General features: G+C 44.0%; 10 protein-coding genes, 2 tRNA genes and 3 rRNA genes. 9 read left to right on the top strand and 6 right to left on the bottom strand.

The window, feature by feature from the left end; all coding sequences use genetic code 11:
• Positions 1-95 precede the first annotated feature (95 nt).
• Positions 96-401 (top strand): pyridine nucleotide transhydrogenase, encoded by a 306-nt coding sequence (locus CW735_RS16045; RefSeq protein WP_071980585.1) that lies wholly within the window; start codon positions 96-98, stop codon positions 399-401.
• 53 nt (positions 402-454) lie between these two features.
• Here the strand turns inward: CW735_RS16045 and sthA are convergent, their stop codons facing one another.
• Both sthA and CW735_RS16035 read right to left on the bottom strand, forming a co-directional pair.
• A complete protein-coding gene (gene sthA, locus CW735_RS16040; RefSeq protein ID WP_071980584.1) occupies positions 455-1,870 on the bottom strand; it encodes a Si-specific NAD(P)(+) transhydrogenase in 1,416 nt (471 codons plus the stop codon).
• A 163-nt stretch (positions 1,871-2,033) separates the two neighbouring features.
• Positions 2,034-3,161, bottom strand: a complete 1,128-nt coding sequence (locus CW735_RS16035; RefSeq protein WP_071980583.1) for an acyl-CoA desaturase — start codon at positions 3,159-3,161, stop codon at positions 2,034-2,036.
• Positions 3,162-3,347: 186 nt separating this feature from the next.
• On the opposite strand from CW735_RS16035, the gene fabR reads away from it, so the two are divergent.
• Positions 3,348-3,941 carry an HTH-type transcriptional repressor FabR gene (gene fabR / locus CW735_RS16030; RefSeq protein ID WP_071980582.1) on the top strand — a complete coding sequence of 198 codons (594 nt, stop codon included), beginning with the start codon at positions 3,348-3,350 and terminating at the stop codon, positions 3,939-3,941.
• A gap of 123 nt (positions 3,942-4,064) precedes the next feature.
• On the opposite strand, the gene trmA is transcribed toward fabR, so the two are convergent.
• Positions 4,065-5,159, bottom strand: a complete 1,095-nt coding sequence (gene trmA, locus CW735_RS16025; RefSeq protein WP_100972906.1) for a tRNA (uridine(54)-C5)-methyltransferase TrmA — start codon at positions 5,157-5,159, stop codon at positions 4,065-4,067.
• 226 nt (positions 5,160-5,385) lie between these two features.
• Here trmA and CW735_RS16020 point away from each other — a divergent pair, with 226 nt between their 5' ends.
• The gene (locus CW735_RS16020) at positions 5,386-6,702 is read left to right on the top strand and encodes a DUF5610 domain-containing protein (protein ID WP_071980580.1); all 1,317 of its coding nucleotides are present in this window, start codon (positions 5,386-5,388) and stop codon (positions 6,700-6,702) included.
• A gap of 53 nt (positions 6,703-6,755) precedes the next feature.
• Here the strand turns inward: CW735_RS16020 and CW735_RS16015 are convergent, their stop codons facing one another.
• The gene (locus tag CW735_RS16015; RefSeq protein ID WP_071980579.1) at positions 6,756-7,223 is read right to left on the bottom strand and encodes an RNA recognition motif domain-containing protein; all 468 of its coding nucleotides are present in this window, start codon (positions 7,221-7,223) and stop codon (positions 6,756-6,758) included.
• 543 nt (positions 7,224-7,766) lie between these two features.
• Between CW735_RS16015 and CW735_RS16010 the strand changes: the two genes are divergently transcribed.
• From CW735_RS16010 to rrf, 5 genes are all read left to right on the top strand, one after another.
• Positions 7,767-9,299, top strand: a 16S ribosomal RNA gene (locus CW735_RS16010).
• A gap of 80 nt (positions 9,300-9,379) precedes the next feature.
• Positions 9,380-9,455: transfer RNA gene (locus CW735_RS16005), tRNA-Ala, on the top strand.
• 127 nt (positions 9,456-9,582) lie between these two features.
• Positions 9,583-9,659, top strand: a tRNA-Ile gene (locus CW735_RS16000).
• Between the two features lie 639 nt (positions 9,660-10,298).
• Positions 10,299-13,308: ribosomal RNA gene (locus CW735_RS15995) — 23S ribosomal RNA — on the top strand.
• 134 nt (positions 13,309-13,442) lie between these two features.
• Positions 13,443-13,558: ribosomal RNA gene (rrf, locus tag CW735_RS15990) — 5S ribosomal RNA — on the top strand.
• Together the 16S, 23S and 5S rRNA genes with 2 tRNA genes alongside form the textbook arrangement of a ribosomal RNA operon.
• 129 nt (positions 13,559-13,687) lie before the next feature.
• Here rrf and CW735_RS15985 read toward each other — a convergent pair.
• Positions 13,688-14,368 carry a hypothetical protein gene (locus CW735_RS15985; protein WP_100972905.1) on the bottom strand — a complete coding sequence of 227 codons (681 nt, stop codon included), beginning with the start codon at positions 14,366-14,368 and terminating at the stop codon, positions 13,688-13,690.
• A 339-nt stretch (positions 14,369-14,707) separates the two neighbouring features.
• A complete protein-coding gene (locus tag CW735_RS15980; RefSeq protein WP_232368304.1) occupies positions 14,708-17,191 on the bottom strand; it encodes a DNA polymerase II in 2,484 nt (827 codons plus the stop codon).
• A gap of 320 nt (positions 17,192-17,511) precedes the next feature.
• Between CW735_RS15980 and CW735_RS15975 the strand changes: the two genes are divergently transcribed.
• The gene (locus CW735_RS15975) at positions 17,512-18,534 is read left to right on the top strand and encodes an MBL fold metallo-hydrolase (RefSeq protein ID WP_100972904.1); all 1,023 of its coding nucleotides are present in this window, start codon (positions 17,512-17,514) and stop codon (positions 18,532-18,534) included.

Genomic DNA, 18,534 nt, shown 5'->3' with positions numbered 1-18,534 from the left:
TATTAGTGTAACATTACTATGATCGAAATTGACTAGTGAACATACATGTTGTATTATGTCAACACAGTACAATACTGTACCACAGGAGATAAGACATGCGTAAAGTAGTATTCAGTTTAGCCCTTTTAGCTTCATTTGGCATAGCGCATGCGGATTCTGGCAGTGGCCAGCTTTTCGATTGTATGGACACTAAAACGTTCGAAATGAATAACCAATGTATGGCCAACAAAATTGGCAACAACATTCGTTTCCGTGATGCTCAACAAGATCTTGTAAATATCGCTAGCGAAAGCCAAGGCGATTACGCGATAGCAACGATGACATTTGACCAAGAGAAAATGCACATTGATATCGTAGCGCACAAAGACTCTTTAAATGCGCTAGCTGCAAATAGAAACTAAAATCTTAAAAAGTAGCGAAAAGCCGGCAGAAAAAGCCGGCTTTTTTTTGGCTGCTAGAAAATTCTATTGAGTCCATTAATTGCAGCAACTCGATAAGCTTCTGCCATCGTAGGGTAGTTGAAAGTAGTGTTTACAAAGTAATCAATAGTATTCCCTTCACCCTTTTGCTGCATTATCGCTTGCCCGATATGCACAATTTCTGATGCACGTTCGCCAAAACAATGGATCCCTAAAATTTCTTTTGTCTCGCGGTGAAACAATATCTTTAAGCTACCTGTTTGAGTTGAGGCAATCTGTGCTCTTGCCAGGTGTTTGAATTGGGCGCGTCCTACTTCGTACGGTACTTTTGCTGCAGTAAGTTCTTGTTCGGTCTTTCCAACAGAGCTAATTTCCGGAATGGTGTAGATGCCTGATGGGATATCGGCCACCAATGAGGCATGAGTTTTGCCCGCTAGCATGGCCTCGGCGGCAAAACGACCTTGGTTATATGCCGCAGATGCTAAGCTTGGGTAGCCAATGACATCGCCTACAGCATACACATTCTCTACGTCAGTTTGATAATTTTCGTTAACCTTAAGTTGGCCTCTACTATCTGCTTGTAAAACAATATTCTCGAGCTTCAATTTGTCTGTGTTACCCGTTCGTCCGTTTGCAAACAACAAGCAGTCTGCACGCATACGTTTTCCAGACTCTAAATTGAGGATCACAGAGTCATCGGTTGTTTCCACTGACGAATATGTTTCATTGTGGCGAATAAGTACGCCGTTATTCCAAAGGTGATAACTCAAGGCATCAGAAATCTCGGTGTCGAGAAAAGACAGCAACCGGTCTCGCATATTAACTAAGTCTACTTTTACACCGAGTCCACGGAATATGCTGGCGTATTCCGATCCGATAACACCTGCACCATAGATAATAATGGATTTGGGGTCGTGTTTAAGGGACAAAATAGTATCGGAGTTGTAAATTCGAGGGTGATTAAAATCGATGTCTTTTGGTGTGTAGGGACGAGATCCTGTTGCTAATGCAATTTGCCCCGCGGTAACAATGTCTTTTGAGCCATCCTCGCGAACAATCTGAAGTGTATGAGCATCGATGAAGCTGGCTTCACCATGAAAAAGTGTTACTCGGTTTCTATCATAAAATGATGAACGCAAACGCGTCTGACTGTTTACTACGCCGCTTGCGTGACGCATGATTTCCGAGAAGGTTAAGCTTCTGCTTAAATGATTGTCTGCAAAAAGGGGAGAGCTATTATACTCTATCAAACGACTTACTGAATGACGCAGAGCCTTCGAAGGAATTGTGCCCCAATGTGTGCAGCCTCCTCCCACAGCGTCATAACGCTCAACAACGGCAACCTTCTTGCCCGCTTTGGCGAGCTGCATCGCAACACCTTCTCCTCCCGGTCCGGTGCCTATGACAATTGCATCGTAATGATATGAGGGTGCTTTTTGCTTTGCTGCCATGTTGTATTCCTATTTGTTTAATTGCGCATATAAGCGACAGGATAGTGCATTTGTTTACTTTACTACTATCAGTAAATTTAACTCTAGTAGTAAATAGTAAATAAAAAAAACCACATGCAACGAATTGCATGTGGTTTTATTGACAGTTGTAATGGGAAGAATACTACGCCATTTGTAGAGAGAGGGTCTGCAGTTGTGTCCATTTCTCTTTTTGAACGGCAAATGCATGCTTCATTTCTTTATATTTATACGTCAACTCGAATCCTTCAAGAGTGCGCTGAAACGATTTTTGCTTAACACGCATCACTCGTTTCTTCGTCGAATAATAATCGCTCATACGTTGCATAAGCAGGTCGTATTCTTGTTGGATGGTATTCATCATTTCGTCGGCGTTGGGAAGCAGCGACACTTTTTCACTTGCTCTTTGTAACTGCATAGCAGCTAGCGCCTTTTCAATCCGCTCTTCAGGTACTTTTCGTAGATTGGTTGTTAATCCGACAAAGGATAAACCTCGGATTAGCCATTTCGTTGGATCGAATTGATACCAGCGAATGCCGTTCCGATAGTCATACTCAAAGATATGGTGATAGTTATGGTAACCCTCACCAAATGTGAAGAACGCTAGCACGCCATTATCTCTTGCTGTGTTCTTATCTGTGTAAGGTTGCGAACCCCAGAAATGTGCAAGTGAGTTAATGAAAAAAGTGACGTGATGAACTAGAACAAGTCTCAACACACCAGCAATAAGCAACATTCCTAAAATATCGCCATTCAGCCAGCCTAATAATCCCGTCACACCGAAGTTTGCTACTAATACTATTGGAAGGTAGTAGTTGTGTTGCCACATAACCACTTTGTCTTTCTGTAAATCTTTGCAGTTACTGTAATCGCCATAGCGGTTCGACTGATACTCTCTTAGCATCCAGCCTATATGAGCAAACCATAGACCTTTCTTAGCTGAATAAGGGTCTTTCTCTGTATCATCAACGTGGCGGTGATGAATTCGGTGATCAGACGACCAATGTAAAATGCTGTTCTGTAGCGCCATCGCGCCGCCAATTGCGAGTATTACGCGCACTACAATGTTTGCATCGTAGGTTTTGTGTGACCACAAACGATGGTACCCAGCAGTAATAGACATACCGGTAAAGTAAAATAAAAAGATAGCGGCGCTTATTTCGGCCCAATCTATCCCTCGGTGCGCAATCCATAGTGGAGCACCGATAAATGCAATCGCGCCCGATATTATAAATACCAGCACGTTCGTTAATATAAGAGGAGGTTTTTTCATTTTTGACTACTTGGCTTACAACTGTTCGCTAATTTATCGTTTTATGTATTCTCAGGCAAGTAAAACTAGGTTAAGTTCTGCTAACATAGTTAAACTTTAATCATTATAGAACACTACACAGCATTGTGTTTCGCCTCTCGGCAAATGATGGGGTAACATGTCGTAGATTTAATAAGTGGTGTCATCGTGAGTCGACAAGAGCAAAAGTTAAAAACCCGTCAAAATATAATTCACGCCGCGTTTTCGCTTCTGGATGAAAATAGAAGTCTTTCTGCCATTAGCCTTCGCGAGGTTGCTCGAGAAGCTGGTATTGCGCCAACGTCTTTTTATCGTCACTTTAAAGACATGGACGAGTTGGGACTGACCCTGGTAGATGAGGCTGGGTTAGCGCTCAGGCAGTTGATGAGACAGGCTCGCCGTCGCATAGCGTCAGGTGGTGGTGTTATCCACACGTCCGTAGAAACGTTCATGGAGTTTATCGCTGCAAATACAAATGTTTTTAGACTACTGCTTAGAGAACATACGGGAACTTCTTCTGCCTATCGTCTGGCGGTATTTCGAGAAATTCAGCACTTTATTGATGAGCTCACTGATTACATTATTGAAAAACAGGGCGTTGAATACGCATCAGCGCAAATTCAAGCCGATGCAATGGTGAGGCTAGTGTTTAGTGCAGGAGCAGAAGCTCTAGAGGCTGATGATAAGTTGCGCGGAGAAATTGGCGAAAAAGTTAAAAAGCAGCTTCGGTTTGTACAAATTGGCGCTACTGTTAAAAAGTAGCCCCAGCTGTTCAGCAATACTTTAATCAGCACAATGTTAGTTTAAGCAGTACGCTCATAATTGCTTTTCATCACCCAACCTCATCATTACTGCATATCTTTTATATGCTAACGCAGCACATTCTTATTTTCTTGATAAAAGCACACCGGCTTCAATGTGGTGTGTGAAAGGAAATTGATCGAATAGTGCGGTTTTAACGACATTATGGGTGGTACACAACACCTTTAAATTATCTGCTAGCGTTTCTGGGTTGCAAGAAATGTAAACGATATTGTCATAGTCTTGAATCATCTTTAATGAGTCTATGTCTAAACCCGCACGAGGTGGGTCTACCAACACTGTTGTAAAGTTGTAGTCGCTAAGCTCAATACCCTCAAGTCGACTAAAGGTACGCTCACCTCTCATCGCTTGCGTAAACTCTTCTGCTGCCAAGCGCACTATTTTTACGTTATCTAAATTATTGTGCTCAATATTATATTGGGCTGCGTTTACTGATGGTTTTGCGATCTCTGTACCAATGACATTGTCAAAATGTGTGGCGAGCGGGATAGAAAAGTTACCTGCGCCGCAGTACATTTCAAGCAAATCTCCACTGAGTGGCTTTACACAATCTAGAGCCCACTCAATCATGCTGCAGTTCACTTTAGCATTAGGTTGAGTAAAACTGTTTTCGATATGCTTGAAAACAAACTCACGGCCATTAACCGGGAGTCTCTCTATAACGAAGTCATTCCCAATTATCACTTTTTGCTTACGAGCTCTGCCTATGATACTTACCGCTGGAAAAAATTGAGAAAGTGACTCTTTTAACCGAAGAGCATGGTTCTCCCAGTCACTATCTAATTGACGGTGATATAAAAGGCTTATAACCATTTCTCCAGAAAGAGCCGATAAGTAATCTATTTGAAACAGTTTTCGACGCAAAATTTCATTTGGTCTTATTAAATCAAGCAATTCCACCATTGCTCTGTTAATACCTTCAGACGCTGGTGGGAACGTATCAACGCGATACTTTTCCTTTGTTTGTTGATTGAACATGATATGAAAAAGATCGTCCCCTTCATGCCATACTCTAAATTCTGCGCGCATTCGGTAATGTTCAGGTGATGATGGAAACACTGACAATGCTGGCGCAGAAAATTCACCGAGCAATGTATTAAGGCGGCTAACTTTCTCATCGAGCTGTTCTTGATACTGCGCTAAGTTGTTGTCTGCCATTCGTTTCTCCATTAGGTCATCGGGCCTAAATCATATTTTTGAAAATTAGTCGGTATCGTTTCGTAGAAGTGTTGTTCATCGGTACCTTTCGTTAAGGACGCGAATTGTAGAGGCTTCTGCATTATGTGCAAACCTAATTCGTAAGCGTAGTAAAAATTTCTGTATTAAAATTAAACAATATTGAGATGGTGCCGATATAGTACATGAGGATAGTGAGGATCAAATTATGAACGTGGGTCAAATTAAGGCTTTTATGGGAGAGCAAAAAGCTGATCAAAAGGCTGCAGTTAACCCTAATGAGGCACTAAAAAAACAGCTTCAGCAAGACGGGCTTCAGCAAGCTGCTGAGTTCTCGAAACAGCAGGCTTCAACGGTATCTGTAAATAGCACTCAAGCCAGTATTGGATTAAGAGTGGTGAGTAGTAGCCTCAGTCAATCGCTAGAAATAGACGGGCAAAAGCCTAAAGAGTTAGCCGATAAAAAAGTTGAAGAGAAAAACAAAAGCTTATTCGACTTCGAAGAAGTGGCTAAAAATGTCATGCGCTTTGTAGGTGGTGTAATTCGCGGAGCTGCCAATGGTGGAGCAAGCGATGAAAAGTTAAATGGATTATTTAGCCAAGCAAGAGAAGGCGTAAGTAGAGGCTTTGCCATGGCGGAAAAAGATCTTGCGGGCTTTATGAATGAAGAATTGGAAAACGGAATCAGCAAGAGTCGTAACCTCATCGATAATGGTATAGATGAATTAGAAACTGACATCTTTAATCGTAAAGGTTCTGAGAACGGGAACGTCGCTCAGGTTTCTACCCTATCTGCGGCGTCGGTGTCTGATGAAAAGTCTGGTCAATTGAGCATTCGCACCAAAGACGGCGATGAAGTAACCTTTAGCTTTGAAAGCTTGCGAACGTTCCAAGCACAGCAGCAAACTTCCTTTCAGGCGCAATCAACCATCGGGGAAGCTGGAAGTGACAGCTCGACGAACATAGCTGCACAGCAAACCACATCCTTCGAGTTTTATGAAAGAAGCGGTATAAGCTTTTCTCTTAAAGGTGAATTGGACGAAGCCGAGATGAAGTCTATTGCAGACCTAGTTGGTCAAGTGCAAGATCTTGCAGATACGTTTTATAAAGGTGATGTAGATAAAGCGTTTGAGGAAGCACTAAGTTTGGGGTTTGATGATAAAGAATTAGTAGGCTATGCGCTGCAGCTAAATCGCTCTACGCAAACAGACGTTTTAAAAGCTTACGAAAATATTCAGCACTACAGCGAAGAGAACGATGAACGCGGTAAGTACGGTAACGTAGTCAATCCTGTGTCTCAATATTTAGAGAAAATGATGAATACGTTTGAGAAAGCTGAAAATACGTTGGAGTCTAACGAAGACTACAATACGCTGATTGCTGGTCTCATAAGTAATATGGAAGATGTTCAGATCCCTGACTTAATTTCAGCGATCAATCGGTTTCATTCATTTAATAAGACATTACTTGATGGGTTGCCACAAGCGGAAGGTACTATAGGCAATCAAACTGAAGCTACTGAATAGTAGCAACAATAAAGAGAATCAAAAAAGCCTGGCGAACCGCCAGGCTTTCTTATTTATGCATGCTCGACTTTTTCTTTCGCTGGCCGCACTTTTAAAGTACGTTCCTGAAAAGTTGAGTCGTTTGTTTTTTCAATAACGGTGTTCACATCTTTGGCTACTACTTCAATAAAGCCATATCCTTTTCTCTTACCTGTTTTACGATCTTTCATTAAGCGGACAGATTGTACTTCTGCATAGCTACTGAAATATTCTTTAACTGCATTTTCATTCGCACGATACGGTAGATTACCAACGTAAAGTGTTTCAACGGCATCTGCAGAGACTGAAGCAGAGACATCGTCATTTGAAGAAGATGAGCTTTGGATAAGAGAAGCCAGCCATGGGGTAACTATACCGCTGATAAGAAGTGCAGCGGAGACAGTTAATGGAGAAACTTCCATATTAAGTGAAGAAAATAACAAAAAACCTGCTATCGCAAAAATGGCACTAATAATAATGCACTGAATAAAGCCTACTTTCATATAACTACCTTTCTATTGTTTTTTTGGGTTGAAGGCTTCGGCTAGTTTACTCATTTGTAACAAATTGAACAATCAAATGTGAAAAAACTAGTCTAAAGAAGCATTAACCTATCAGAAATGGTGGAGAAATGAACGGTTAAGCTAAGATTTTACTCAAACAGTAAAAAAACACTAATTTAGTATTGATCTTTTCATCTAGCTATCTATAATGCGCTCCACGTTTTGAGGGGGCTTCAAGCCAAATCAAAATTAAGCGCTAAACCAGTTGAAAAACATTTAAAAAGTTCGAAAACATGGTTGACATCAAAAATAAATGATGTAAAATGCGCATCTCACTCGAGCAGGGTGAGTCACCAAGAGGCAAAGCGCTTCGCGGTTTGCAAGGAATACGAATCAACTGAGAGTAATGTTGGTCCTCCTTGCGCAGAAGTCACGACAAAAGGCGTCATGATTCTGCAATACGTTCTTTAACAATTTAGACAAGACAATCTGTGTGGGCACTCGTTAAGAGTGTCTATACGACGATTCATAATTCGATATATTTAATTGAAGAGTTTGATCATGGCTCAGATTGAACGCTGGCGGCAGGCCTAACACATGCAAGTCGAACGGTAGCAGGATGTGCTTGCACATCGCTGACGAGTGGCGGACGGGTGAGTAATGCTTGGGAACTTGCCTTTGCGAGGGGGATAACAGTTGGAAACGACTGCTAATACCGCATAACGTCTACGGACCAAACGGGGCTTAGGCTCCGGCGCAGAGAGAGGCCCAAGTGAGATTAGCTAGTTGGTGAGGTAAAGGCTCACCAAGGCGACGATCTCTAGCTGTTCTGAGAGGAAGATCAGCCACACTGGGACTGAGACACGGCCCAGACTCCTACGGGAGGCAGCAGTGGGGAATATTGCACAATGGGGGAAACCCTGATGCAGCCATGCCGCGTGTGTGAAGAAGGCCTTCGGGTTGTAAAGCACTTTCAGTTGTGAGGAAAAGTGAGTAGTTAATACCTGCTCACCGTGACGTTAGCAACAGAAGAAGCACCGGCTAACTCCGTGCCAGCAGCCGCGGTAATACGGAGGGTGCGAGCGTTAATCGGAATTACTGGGCGTAAAGCGCACGCAGGCGGTTTGTTAAGCTAGATGTGAAAGCCCCGGGCTCAACCTGGGACGGTCATTTAGAACTGGCAGACTAGAGTCTTGGAGAGGGGAGTGGAATTCCAGGTGTAGCGGTGAAATGCGTAGATATCTGGAGGAACATCAGTGGCGAAGGCGACTCCCTGGCCAAAGACTGACGCTCATGTGCGAAAGTGTGGGTAGCGAACAGGATTAGATACCCTGGTAGTCCACACCGTAAACGCTGTCTACTAGCTGTTTGTGACTTTAAGTCGTGAGTAGCGAAGCTAACGCGATAAGTAGACCGCCTGGGGAGTACGGCCGCAAGGTTAAAACTCAAATGAATTGACGGGGGCCCGCACAAGCGGTGGAGCATGTGGTTTAATTCGATGCAACGCGAAGAACCTTACCTACACTTGACATGCAGAGAACTTTCCAGAGATGGATTGGTGCCTTCGGGAACTCTGACACAGGTGCTGCATGGCTGTCGTCAGCTCGTGTCGTGAGATGTTGGGTTAAGTCCCGCAACGAGCGCAACCCTTGTCCTTAGTTGCCAGCATTTAGTTGGGCACTCTAAGGAGACTGCCGGTGACAAACCGGAGGAAGGTGGGGACGACGTCAAGTCATCATGGCCCTTACGTGTAGGGCTACACACGTGCTACAATGGCATTTACAGAGGGAAGCGAGACAGTGATGTGGAGCGGACCCCTTAAAGAATGTCGTAGTCCGGATTGGAGTCTGCAACTCGACTCCATGAAGTCGGAATCGCTAGTAATCGCAAGTCAGAATATTGCGGTGAATACGTTCCCGGGCCTTGTACACACCGCCCGTCACACCATGGGAGTGGGATGCAAAAGAAGTAGTTAGTTTAACCTTCGGGAGAACGATTACCACTTTGTGTTTCATGACTGGGGTGAAGTCGTAACAAGGTAACCCTAGGGGAACCTGGGGTTGGATCACCTCCTTACCAAAAACGTCGAAAGACGCCTTGATGCAGTGCCTACACAGATTGTTTTGTCTAGAATATAAAGAACGACACAAGTTTATGGGGCTATAGCTCAGCTGGGAGAGCGCCTGATTTGCATTCAGGAGGTCAGCAGTTCGATCCTGCTTAGCTCCACCACTCTTTACCGCAAACACTTATTTCGTAAGTGGTCGTGATAAATAACTTACCGTCGATGTAAAATCGACTTGTTATTTATCTACTCGCTAAAGTGAAGAGATTAGTCGCTTAGGCGCGGATAAACTGAAGGCTTGTAGCTCAGCTGGTTAGAGCGCACCCCTGATAAGGGTGAGGTCGGCAGTTCAAGTCTGCCCAAGCCTACCAATTCTACTTGCTTGCGTTATTTTGAACGCTGCGATACTCATGTGCTAGCGCACACTGCGTTTCTCGCATTCAAACTAACTTTACCAAGCGAATTGGTTGTGGTTTTACGTTACTTGCGTTGCAAGTGGTCGTGAAAAATCGCTTTACCGGAAGCAGAGCTTCCTGACGATTTTGCTACTCGCTAAAGATGGTGGTAGTCAAACAAATCGTTAGCGTATGTGTCGAGATGGACATCAAATCCTAATGAATATTTACTTTTTAAGTAAGCATTGATTAGGGTTTTTTACCCTAAGGGAGCATTTACGATACTCTAGAGAGTAATGTAATTCCTCCTTGCGCAAAAGTCATGACAAAAAGCGTCATGATTTTGCACGATAGTTCTTTAACAATTTGGAAAGCTGATATTAATAGTAATCAATCAGAAGAGTAATTGAGAAGTCGATAGACGCACTTTTTACTCTACTTGACTTGAATTGCTTGTTATCTAAGAGCGCTGAAAAGCGTGCCAATCGGCAAGCCGATTAGCAAGAAGATAGCAAGGCAATTCTTCCGATTAGCTTGTCATGCATACAACATTACCCTTGTCCGATTTCAAAAGGCGGACATGAGGCCGATACTCAAGGCTTTTTAGGGTTGTATGGTTAAGTGACGAAGCGTATACGGTGGATGCCTTGGCAGTTAGAGGCGATGAAGGACGTGTAAGTCTGCGAAAAGCTGTGGTGAGCCGACAAAATGCATTTGAGCCACAGATGTCCGAATGGGGAAACCCACCTGTTTACAGGTATCGTTACATGAATACATAGTGTAACGAGGCGAACGAGGGGAACTGAAACATCTAAGTACCCTTAGGAAAAGAAATCAATTGAGATTCCCCTAGTAGCGGCGAGCGAACGGGGAGCAGCCCTTAAGCTGTTTAGTGTGTAGTGGAATCCTTTGGGAAGAGGAGCGATACAGGGTGATAGCCCCGTACACGTAGCGTGCTTTACAGTGAAATCGAGTAGGTCGGGACACGTGTTATCTTGACTGAATATGGGGGGACCATCCTCCAAGGCTAAATACTCCTAACTGACCGATAGTGAACCAGTACCGTGAGGGAAAGGCGAAAAGAACCCCTGTGAGGGGAGTGAAATAGAACCTGAAACCGTATACGTACAAGCAGTGGGAGCCCCATCACTAAGTGCCTTTAGTGATGTGACTCACAAAGCATAATAGCCAGTTTGATTTAACGTCAACGTTGACCTGCGAAGCAGCCAACGGTAAACCGCAAAAAATCAAGCAGGGTGCTTAGTGATGGGGTGACTGCGTACCTTTTGTATAATGGGTCAGCGACTTATATTTAGTAGCAAGGTTAAGCGAATAGCGGAGCCGTAGCGAAAGCGAGTGTTAACTGCGCGTTGAGTTGCTAGGTATAGACCCGAAACCCGGTGATCTAGCCATGGGCAGGTTGAAGGTTGAGTAACATCAACTGGAGGACCGAACCGACTGACGTTGAAAAGTCAGCGGATGACTTGTGGCTGGGGGTGAAAGGCCAATCAAACCGGGAGATAGCTGGTTCTCCCCGAAATCTATTTAGGTAGAGCCTCGGACGAATTCCATTGGGGGTAGAGCACTGTTAAGGCTAGGGGGTCATCCCGACTTACCAACCCTTTGCAAACTCCGAATACCAATGAGAACTATCCGGGAGACACACGGCGGGTGCTAACGTCCGTCGTGGAGAGGGAAACAACCCAGACCGCCAGCTAAGGTCCCAAAATATTGCTAAGTGGGAAACGATGTGGGAAGGCATAGACAGCTAGGAGGTTGGCTTAGAAGCAGCCACCCTTTAAAGAAAGCGTAATAGCTCACTAGTCGAGTCGGCCTGCGCGGAAGATGTAACGGGGCTAAGCAATATACCGAAGCTGCGGCAGCACAGTTTACTGTGCTGGGTAGGGGAGCGTTGTGTAAGTGGATGAAGGTGAGTTGTAAAGCTTGCTGGACATATCACAAGTGCGAATGCTGACATGAGTAACGATAATGGGAGTGAAAAACTCCCACGCCGGAAGACCAAGGTTTCCTGTCCCATGCTAATCAGGGCAGGGTAAGTCGGCCCCTAAGGCGAGGCAGAAATGCGTAGTCGATGGGAAACGGATTAATATTTCCGTACTTGTATAATCAGTGATGGAGGGACGGAGAAGGCTAGGCAAGCTTGGCGTTGGTTGTCCAAGTGAAAGTGAGTAGGCTGCGTATTTAGGTAAATCCGGATACGCTCTTTAAAAGAGAAAGGCCGAGACACGAGACGAGCTCCCAAGGGAGTGAAGTTGTTGATGCCCTGCTTCCAGGAAAAGCTTCTAAACTTATGATTATATGAACCGTACCCCAAACCGACACAGGTGGTCAGGTAGAGAATACTAAGGCGCTTGAGAGAACTCGGGTGAAGGAACTCGGCAAAATTGTACCGTAACTTCGGGAGAAGGTACGCCTCTGTTTGTGAACACTTCGCGTGGTAAGCAAATGGAGGCCGCAGTGACCAGGTGGCTGGGACTGTTTATTAAAAACACAGCACTCTGCAAACTCGTAAGAGGACGTATAGGGTGTGACACCTGCCCGGTGCCGGAAGGTTAATTGATGGGGTTAGCGTAAGCGAAGCTCTTGATCGAAGCCCCGGTAAACGGCGGCCGTAACTATAACGGTCCTAAGGTAGCGAAATTCCTTGTCGGGTAAGTTCCGACCTGCACGAATGGTGTAACCATGGCCACGCTGTCTCCACCCGAGACTCAGTGAAATTGAAATCGCAGTGAAGATGCTGTGTACCCGCACCTAGACGGAAAGACCCCGTGAACCTTTACTACAGCTTGGCACTGAACATTGAACCTACATGTGTAGGATAGGTGGGAGGCTTCGAAGCACAGTCGCTAGATTGTGTGGAGCCGTCCTTGAAATACCACCCTTGTATGTTTGATGTTCTAACATTGGTCCCTTATCGGGATTGTGGACAGTGTCTGGTGGGTAGTTTGACTGGGGCGGTCTCCTCCCAAATAGTAACGGAGGAGCACGAAGGTTAGCTAATCACGGTCGGACATCGTGAGGTTAGTGCAATGGCATAAGCTAGCTTAACTGCGAGACAGACACGTCGAGCAGGTACGAAAGTAGGTCATAGTGATCCGGTGGTTCTGTATGGAAGGGCCATCGCTCAACGGATAAAAGGTACTCCGGGGATAACAGGCTGATACCGCCCAAGAGTTCATATCGACGGCGGTGTTTGGCACCTCGATGTCGGCTCATCACATCCTGGGGCTGAAGTCGGTCCCAAGGGTATGGCTGTTCGCCATTTAAAGTGGTACGCGAGCTGGGTTTAGAACGTCGTGAGACAGTTCGGTCCCTATCTGGTGTGGGCGTTGGATGATTGATGGGAGCTGCTCCTAGTACGAGAGGACCGGAGTGGACGAACCGCTGGTGTTCGGGTTGTCATGCCAATGGCATTGCCCGGTAGCTACGTTCGGAACGGATAACCGCTGAAAGCATCTAAGCGGGAAGCCGGCCCAAAGATGAGTCATCCCTGACCTTTAAGGTCTGGAAGGGTTGTTATAGACGATGACGTTGATAGGCAGGGTGTGGAAGCGTTGTAAGGCGTTAAGCTAACCTGTACTAATTGCCCGAGAGGCTTAACCATACAACGCCTAAAAGGCTTCGATGAGAAGTTGGCGTTGTAAGCAAAGACAAGCTAAAAGCAAGATAGAGTAAAAAGTAAATTACTCACTGATTGAATTAATATCAAACTTTCCTAAATTGTTATAAAAGTTTTTTCCTGGCAGCCATAGCGATACGGTACCACCTGACTCCATTCCGAACTCAGAAGTGAAACGTATTAGCGCCGATGGTAGTGTGGGGTCTCCCCATGTGAGAGTAGGACACTGCCAGGTCCCATTAAGAAAAACCCGCCTAACGGCGGGTTTTTTGCTTTCTTGCATCCCAAAAATCATAAACGGGGTCAGATCCACATTATTAATTTAATGTAGATCTGACCCCCATTTATTTGACCCCCATTTATTTTATTCTGTTTCTATTTGCTTGAAAAAGGCGCGGAACTCCATACGTGTGATGTACTGGTCGTCGTCTTTGTCTATTTCACTAAAGTCACCTTTAGAGTCAGTCATAGAGAGTTCTTCTTCTGTTAGCTTGCCATCACTGTTAGCGTCTAGGCGTGTAAATTTTTCGTTTGCTGTAGCAGAGAGTTCGCTTCTTAGTTCCTTGTTATGCTCTGAAATCATTTCACCGTCTGCGCTAACTAGTGCTTTTCCATGACTGTGCTTTCTCATGTTGGCGTCTCGAATTTCTTCGCTTCGCATTTCCTTGTTTTTCTCGGCAATAACATCACCGTCTGTACCTGTTATAGCTTCTAAATGGCCACGCTTTGTCATTACAGCGTCGTTTGTTCCATTAGTCTGTAATTCAGTAATAATTTCATTGCTGAACATGGTGGGGTTCACATCAACGAATGTATTGAACTCCTTCCGGCTAATCATACTGTCGCCGTCCATATCCATTTTCGACATTAGCTTGCTGTTGAACACACCTGAAGCTTCTGAACCGATAATGTAGCCATTACCGTCTTTATCTAATGAATTGAAGTCTTGAGTTATTTTCTCTTCATGATGACCTGCAAACACTGTTGTTGAAAGTGAGGCGACAATGACTGCACTGGTGATGGCGCTTAATTTTCCAAATTTCATACCGTAATTCCTTCTATGCTGTTTAACCATTCAGGGCGTTCAGGTGCCCTTTACACTTGTTATCGTTTGTTACAAGTGACGCTTGTTTTCACTATCTTTTATTCATTTGTTATGCCATTCGTATAACTAACTGACAAAAAACAAGAAATTGAGAAGACGGATCGTAAGATATGCGTGCCGGGCCGGTTAATTTGCTACGAATTTTGAAATAAATACACGCAGTTGCGCTTACATCGATGCGCTTACATCAATCCGCTTAGATCAATGCCTTGACAACAACAATGCTATAAGTGGCCTGATACCAACAACTTTATAATATTCAGTAGGTTTTTGAGCAGACTAGAAAAGCATCATCTGGTCATCAACGATGTCATTAAAATCAAGTCCTATAGAGGGTAATATGCTTTCTGCTATGGGACGAATTTGTTTGTCAATATAGTGGTTGTAATCCAGAGGAGATGAAATCATGTCGTTGGTTTGCGCGCCATTGACGGTAATAACGTAAGATATAGTGGTATTTCGCTGGTACTGAAGGGGTCTATTTTGTTCCGCATTCAGTGTATCTGCTAATATCGCCGCTTTTACATGGGGGGGATGAGACTTAGTGTAAGAAGATAGGGGTTTTCGCAGACGTTTCTTATAAACAAGTTTATGGTCCACCGCCCCTGAATTGACAGTGGCGATAACATCTCGAATGAATTGCTTCACAGGTTGTTGTTTGAATACTTTGGCATAAAGATCGTATTGAAAGTCTTTTGCCAACTGAGTCCAATCCGAGCGCACGTTTTCTAAACCTTTAAAGACAAGCTCTTCATGCTGGGCTTTAGTCTCTATTTGTTTAGATGAATCAGTATTGCTTTCAATATTAGTAACGTCGTTATTATTGTCTTTTCTTTTTTCAGGGCTATGTTCAGAGCAATGTTCAGAGCTTTTCTCGGGGCTATTTTCAACTGATAAAGTACGAATACCTGCATACCTTTTCTTGCTGCCTTGAGAGGAGCCTCTGATAGTAGGCATAAAAAACTTAGTAAAGTGCGACTCAAACTCAATTTCAAGCTCACAATCCAGCTCAAATTCATTGGCAATAAGCTCATGCCATTTCTCATTAATTATTTTGGCAAGTGCTCTTCCGGTTTCCGCGGGCGTACCTAGAGAAATAATATTATTTAAATGCACAAATGTAGAATCGGTATCGCCATAAATTACCGTATAGCCTAAGTCTTCTATCCACTTTGCGGTCGTTTGCATGATGTCATGGCCGCGCAAAGTTATAGAGCTAGCAAGTCTAGGATCATAGAAAGGACAGCCGCCACTTCCAAGAACGCCATAAAAAGAGTTCATTAAAATCTTTATAGCTTGTGAGCGAGGTGCGTCTTTTTGTCGTTTAGCCTCGTCTCTCTGTAACCACAGGTTTTTAATGATGTTTGGTAAGAAATGTTTGGTACGACTAAATACTGCTCCTTTGAACCCTGGTATGGCGTTTTCTGGGTGTTTTAAGCCCTCAGCTAGCCCTAAGGGGTCAATATTAAATGTGCGAATAATAGAAGGGTAAAGGCTTTTAAAGTCGAGTACCAAAACGTCATCATAAAGGCCAGGAAGCGATCGCATTACATACCCCCCTGGGCTTGCGAGCCCTCCGTTAGATGGACGCACCCCTGCAACATAGTGTTCTCTATGAAGTTTGGGTAAATAGACGTTGAGGAACGCGGCCACCGAACCCCCTGGACGACCGAGTTCAAGCCCGGTAAGCGTGCCTCTAAGAGTTAAAAAGTCTATAAAACGGGTTTTATCTTGAATAGTGTTTACCAGTTCACTGTCTTTAAAGTTGTAGTCTGCTAGAGACAGAGGGTTATTGTTATATAGGTTTTTTATAGCCCGAAGTTTATCCCCCTCTTTTATAAGTTTCCTTTCGTCTATTAGCTGACCTGACACATAATCTAGCGAGAATGATTCAAATTGGTAGGTCATGGTTTTCAATGCCTCTATACCATCGATAGTACATCGCCCGGGAATATTTACTAAAGTTTGGTCTTCCCACGCTCTTACCGTCGCTTCCCGTCCTTGACGTCCAAGAACTAGTTTTAAACGATTTGCAGTAGCTCGGCGAGAGAGCACAGCAAAGTCGAACTGCTTTACATTCCATCCCAATATAATGTCTGGGTCGATGGCACAAACTCGCGAGCAAAATTCATTAAGCAACGTTTTTTCATCGTCAACCACTGTGAGTATGTAAGACGCATTTTCACTAGCCAAAGAGGTATTTCTGAACGATGGAGGTCTCACCAGAATGACTTCGTTATGGTTTCTTCCTGCTATAGAAACGCTGAACAACGACTCATCTTCATCGCACTCAATATCGATACTTATCCATGAAAATGATGGGAGGTAAGCCGATGGTCTTATTCGAGCATCTCTTATCTCATCGCCGTCATTAATATCGGCATATTCCAAGGCCCCATAGACAAAACGCTCCATAAGATATCTGTCGGCTACTCTGATATCTGCTTCATACAAAGTAATATGGTTTTCCGCTGCTATCTTTCTTAGCGTGTGCATTTGGCTTTCAGTTTTTACTTTCACTGTGCTTACTGGCTCTTGTTCAAGTGTTTTAAACTGAGCTGAAGTAAATGAAATATCACGAGCCAATGAAGTGGTTGCGTTGACGAGGTTTGCTTTGTTTTTATCTGCAACAAAGCAGGTTGGCTGCTGTGGAGGCGAAACTAACCTAACTGTTTTTTCGTCTGTTTTAACCCAGAGTTCAACAAATACCTGTTTATTTTCGGTAAAGGTTGTCTTGTTTAAAATATAGCCTTTTTTAATCACAGCGCATTGTTCTTCGATATGGAAAAAATAACGGAGAGACTCTTGTGAGTTTCTTGAGACGCAAGTATACCGCAAGAGCTATTTTGTTGTTGTTTTCTGTTGCACGCCACGTGTCACCTTGATTTAGAACCACTATACCTGCGGTAACAGGCCGCGATTACGAATATTTTAAGTCTCGCTGAATAGGTAAGTATCTATGCGGATTGGTATTTAATAACTCAGTACTATAGATCTCTATTCGACATATACGTTTGTTTTTAGTCTTTGGTCGCGATAGAAATAGCGAAGGTTAAATAAATAGATCCCTTTTGAGGTGTGCCATGCAGTATCTAGCCGACAAACAGCCCGAGCCTGGCGAGGTCTTTGAAATTGCTGACGGTGTGTTGTGGCTAACCATGCCTTTGCCTTTCGAGTTAGATCATATCAATCTTTATCTTATTAAAGACGGTGACGGCTGGGTGGTAGTCGACACAGGAATTGGCACAAGCACAACTAAAAAGCTGTGGCAGCAAATTTTTAAAAAAATTGATGGTCGTATTACCGGTGTTGTTGTCACTCATCTTCATCCAGACCACGTTGGCCTAGGGGGATGGATTGCTGATGAGTTTAATGTGCCATTTTACATGTCGCAAACCGAATACTTTACCGCCAGAGCTTTTTGCGCTGGGAAAAACGGTGCGTCGAATCAACGAGATATCGATTACTACAATAGAGCAGGGCTAGATAAAGAGCTTATCGAGAAACTGACACAAGGGGATGGAAAGGGGTTTAGTCAGGTTGTATCGCCGATACCAATGAGTTACACGCGCCTCAAGCACAATGACACTTTATTGTTTGGTAGTAGTGAGTGGCAGGTTCTGATAGGAAGAGGGCACTCGCCCGAACACGCCTGTTTGTATAACGCTAACAAAGGCGTACTGATTTCTGGAGATCATATTCTGCCCATGATTACTCCAAATATTGGGGCATACTCTACTGAGCCAGAAGCGCTTACGCTAAATGATTACCTGACTACATTGCCGCCATTTAAAGCACTTCCTGAAAACACAGTGGTATTGCCAGCTCACAAGTTGCCATTTGTTGGTCTTCACGAACGAGTTGACGAGCTACTTAGCCATCACCATAAACACCTTGATGCAGTTACTGAAGCTTGCCATACGCCGCAATCAATTTCAGATTTGCTTCCCGTTATGTTTAAACGAGAACTGTCGAGTAGAAATATGGTGTTCGCAGTTGCCGAGTGTTACGCACATATGAATTATTTAGTGGCTAATAACACGCTTAAGAGAACGCTAGATGATAGAGGGGTTTACAAGTTTTGTGGCGCTACAGTAAACGTTTGA

The organism is Alteromonas sp. MB-3u-76 (assembly GCF_002831605.1).
GTDB lineage: Bacteria > Pseudomonadota > Gammaproteobacteria > Enterobacterales > Alteromonadaceae > Alteromonas > Alteromonas hispanica.
The sequence above is the reverse complement of the archived record's forward strand: the minus strand, read 5'-3'. Positions and strand labels throughout refer to the sequence as shown.

What these genes read in the sequence shown, in the direction of transcription:
- CW735_RS16045 (WP_071980585.1), top strand. Translation starts at nt 96, where the DNA reads ATGCGTAAAGTAGTATTCAGTTTAGCCCTTTTAGCTTCATTTGGCATA.
- sthA (WP_071980584.1), bottom strand. Translation starts at nt 1,870, where the DNA reads ATGGCAGCAAAGCAAAAAGCACCCTCATATCATTACGATGCAATTGTC.
- CW735_RS16035 (WP_071980583.1), bottom strand. Translation starts at nt 3,161, where the DNA reads ATGAAAAAACCTCCTCTTATATTAACGAACGTGCTGGTATTTATAATA.
- trmA (WP_100972906.1), bottom strand. Translation starts at nt 5,159, where the DNA reads ATGGCAGACAACAACTTAGCGCAGTATCAAGAACAGCTCGATGAGAAA.
- CW735_RS16020 (WP_071980580.1), top strand. Translation starts at nt 5,386, where the DNA reads ATGAACGTGGGTCAAATTAAGGCTTTTATGGGAGAGCAAAAAGCTGAT.
- CW735_RS16015 (WP_071980579.1), bottom strand. Translation starts at nt 7,223, where the DNA reads ATGAAAGTAGGCTTTATTCAGTGCATTATTATTAGTGCCATTTTTGCG.
- CW735_RS15985 (WP_100972905.1), bottom strand. Translation starts at nt 14,368, where the DNA reads ATGAAATTTGGAAAATTAAGCGCCATCACCAGTGCAGTCATTGTCGCC.
- CW735_RS15975 (WP_100972904.1), top strand. Translation starts at nt 17,512, where the DNA reads ATGCAGTATCTAGCCGACAAACAGCCCGAGCCTGGCGAGGTCTTTGAA.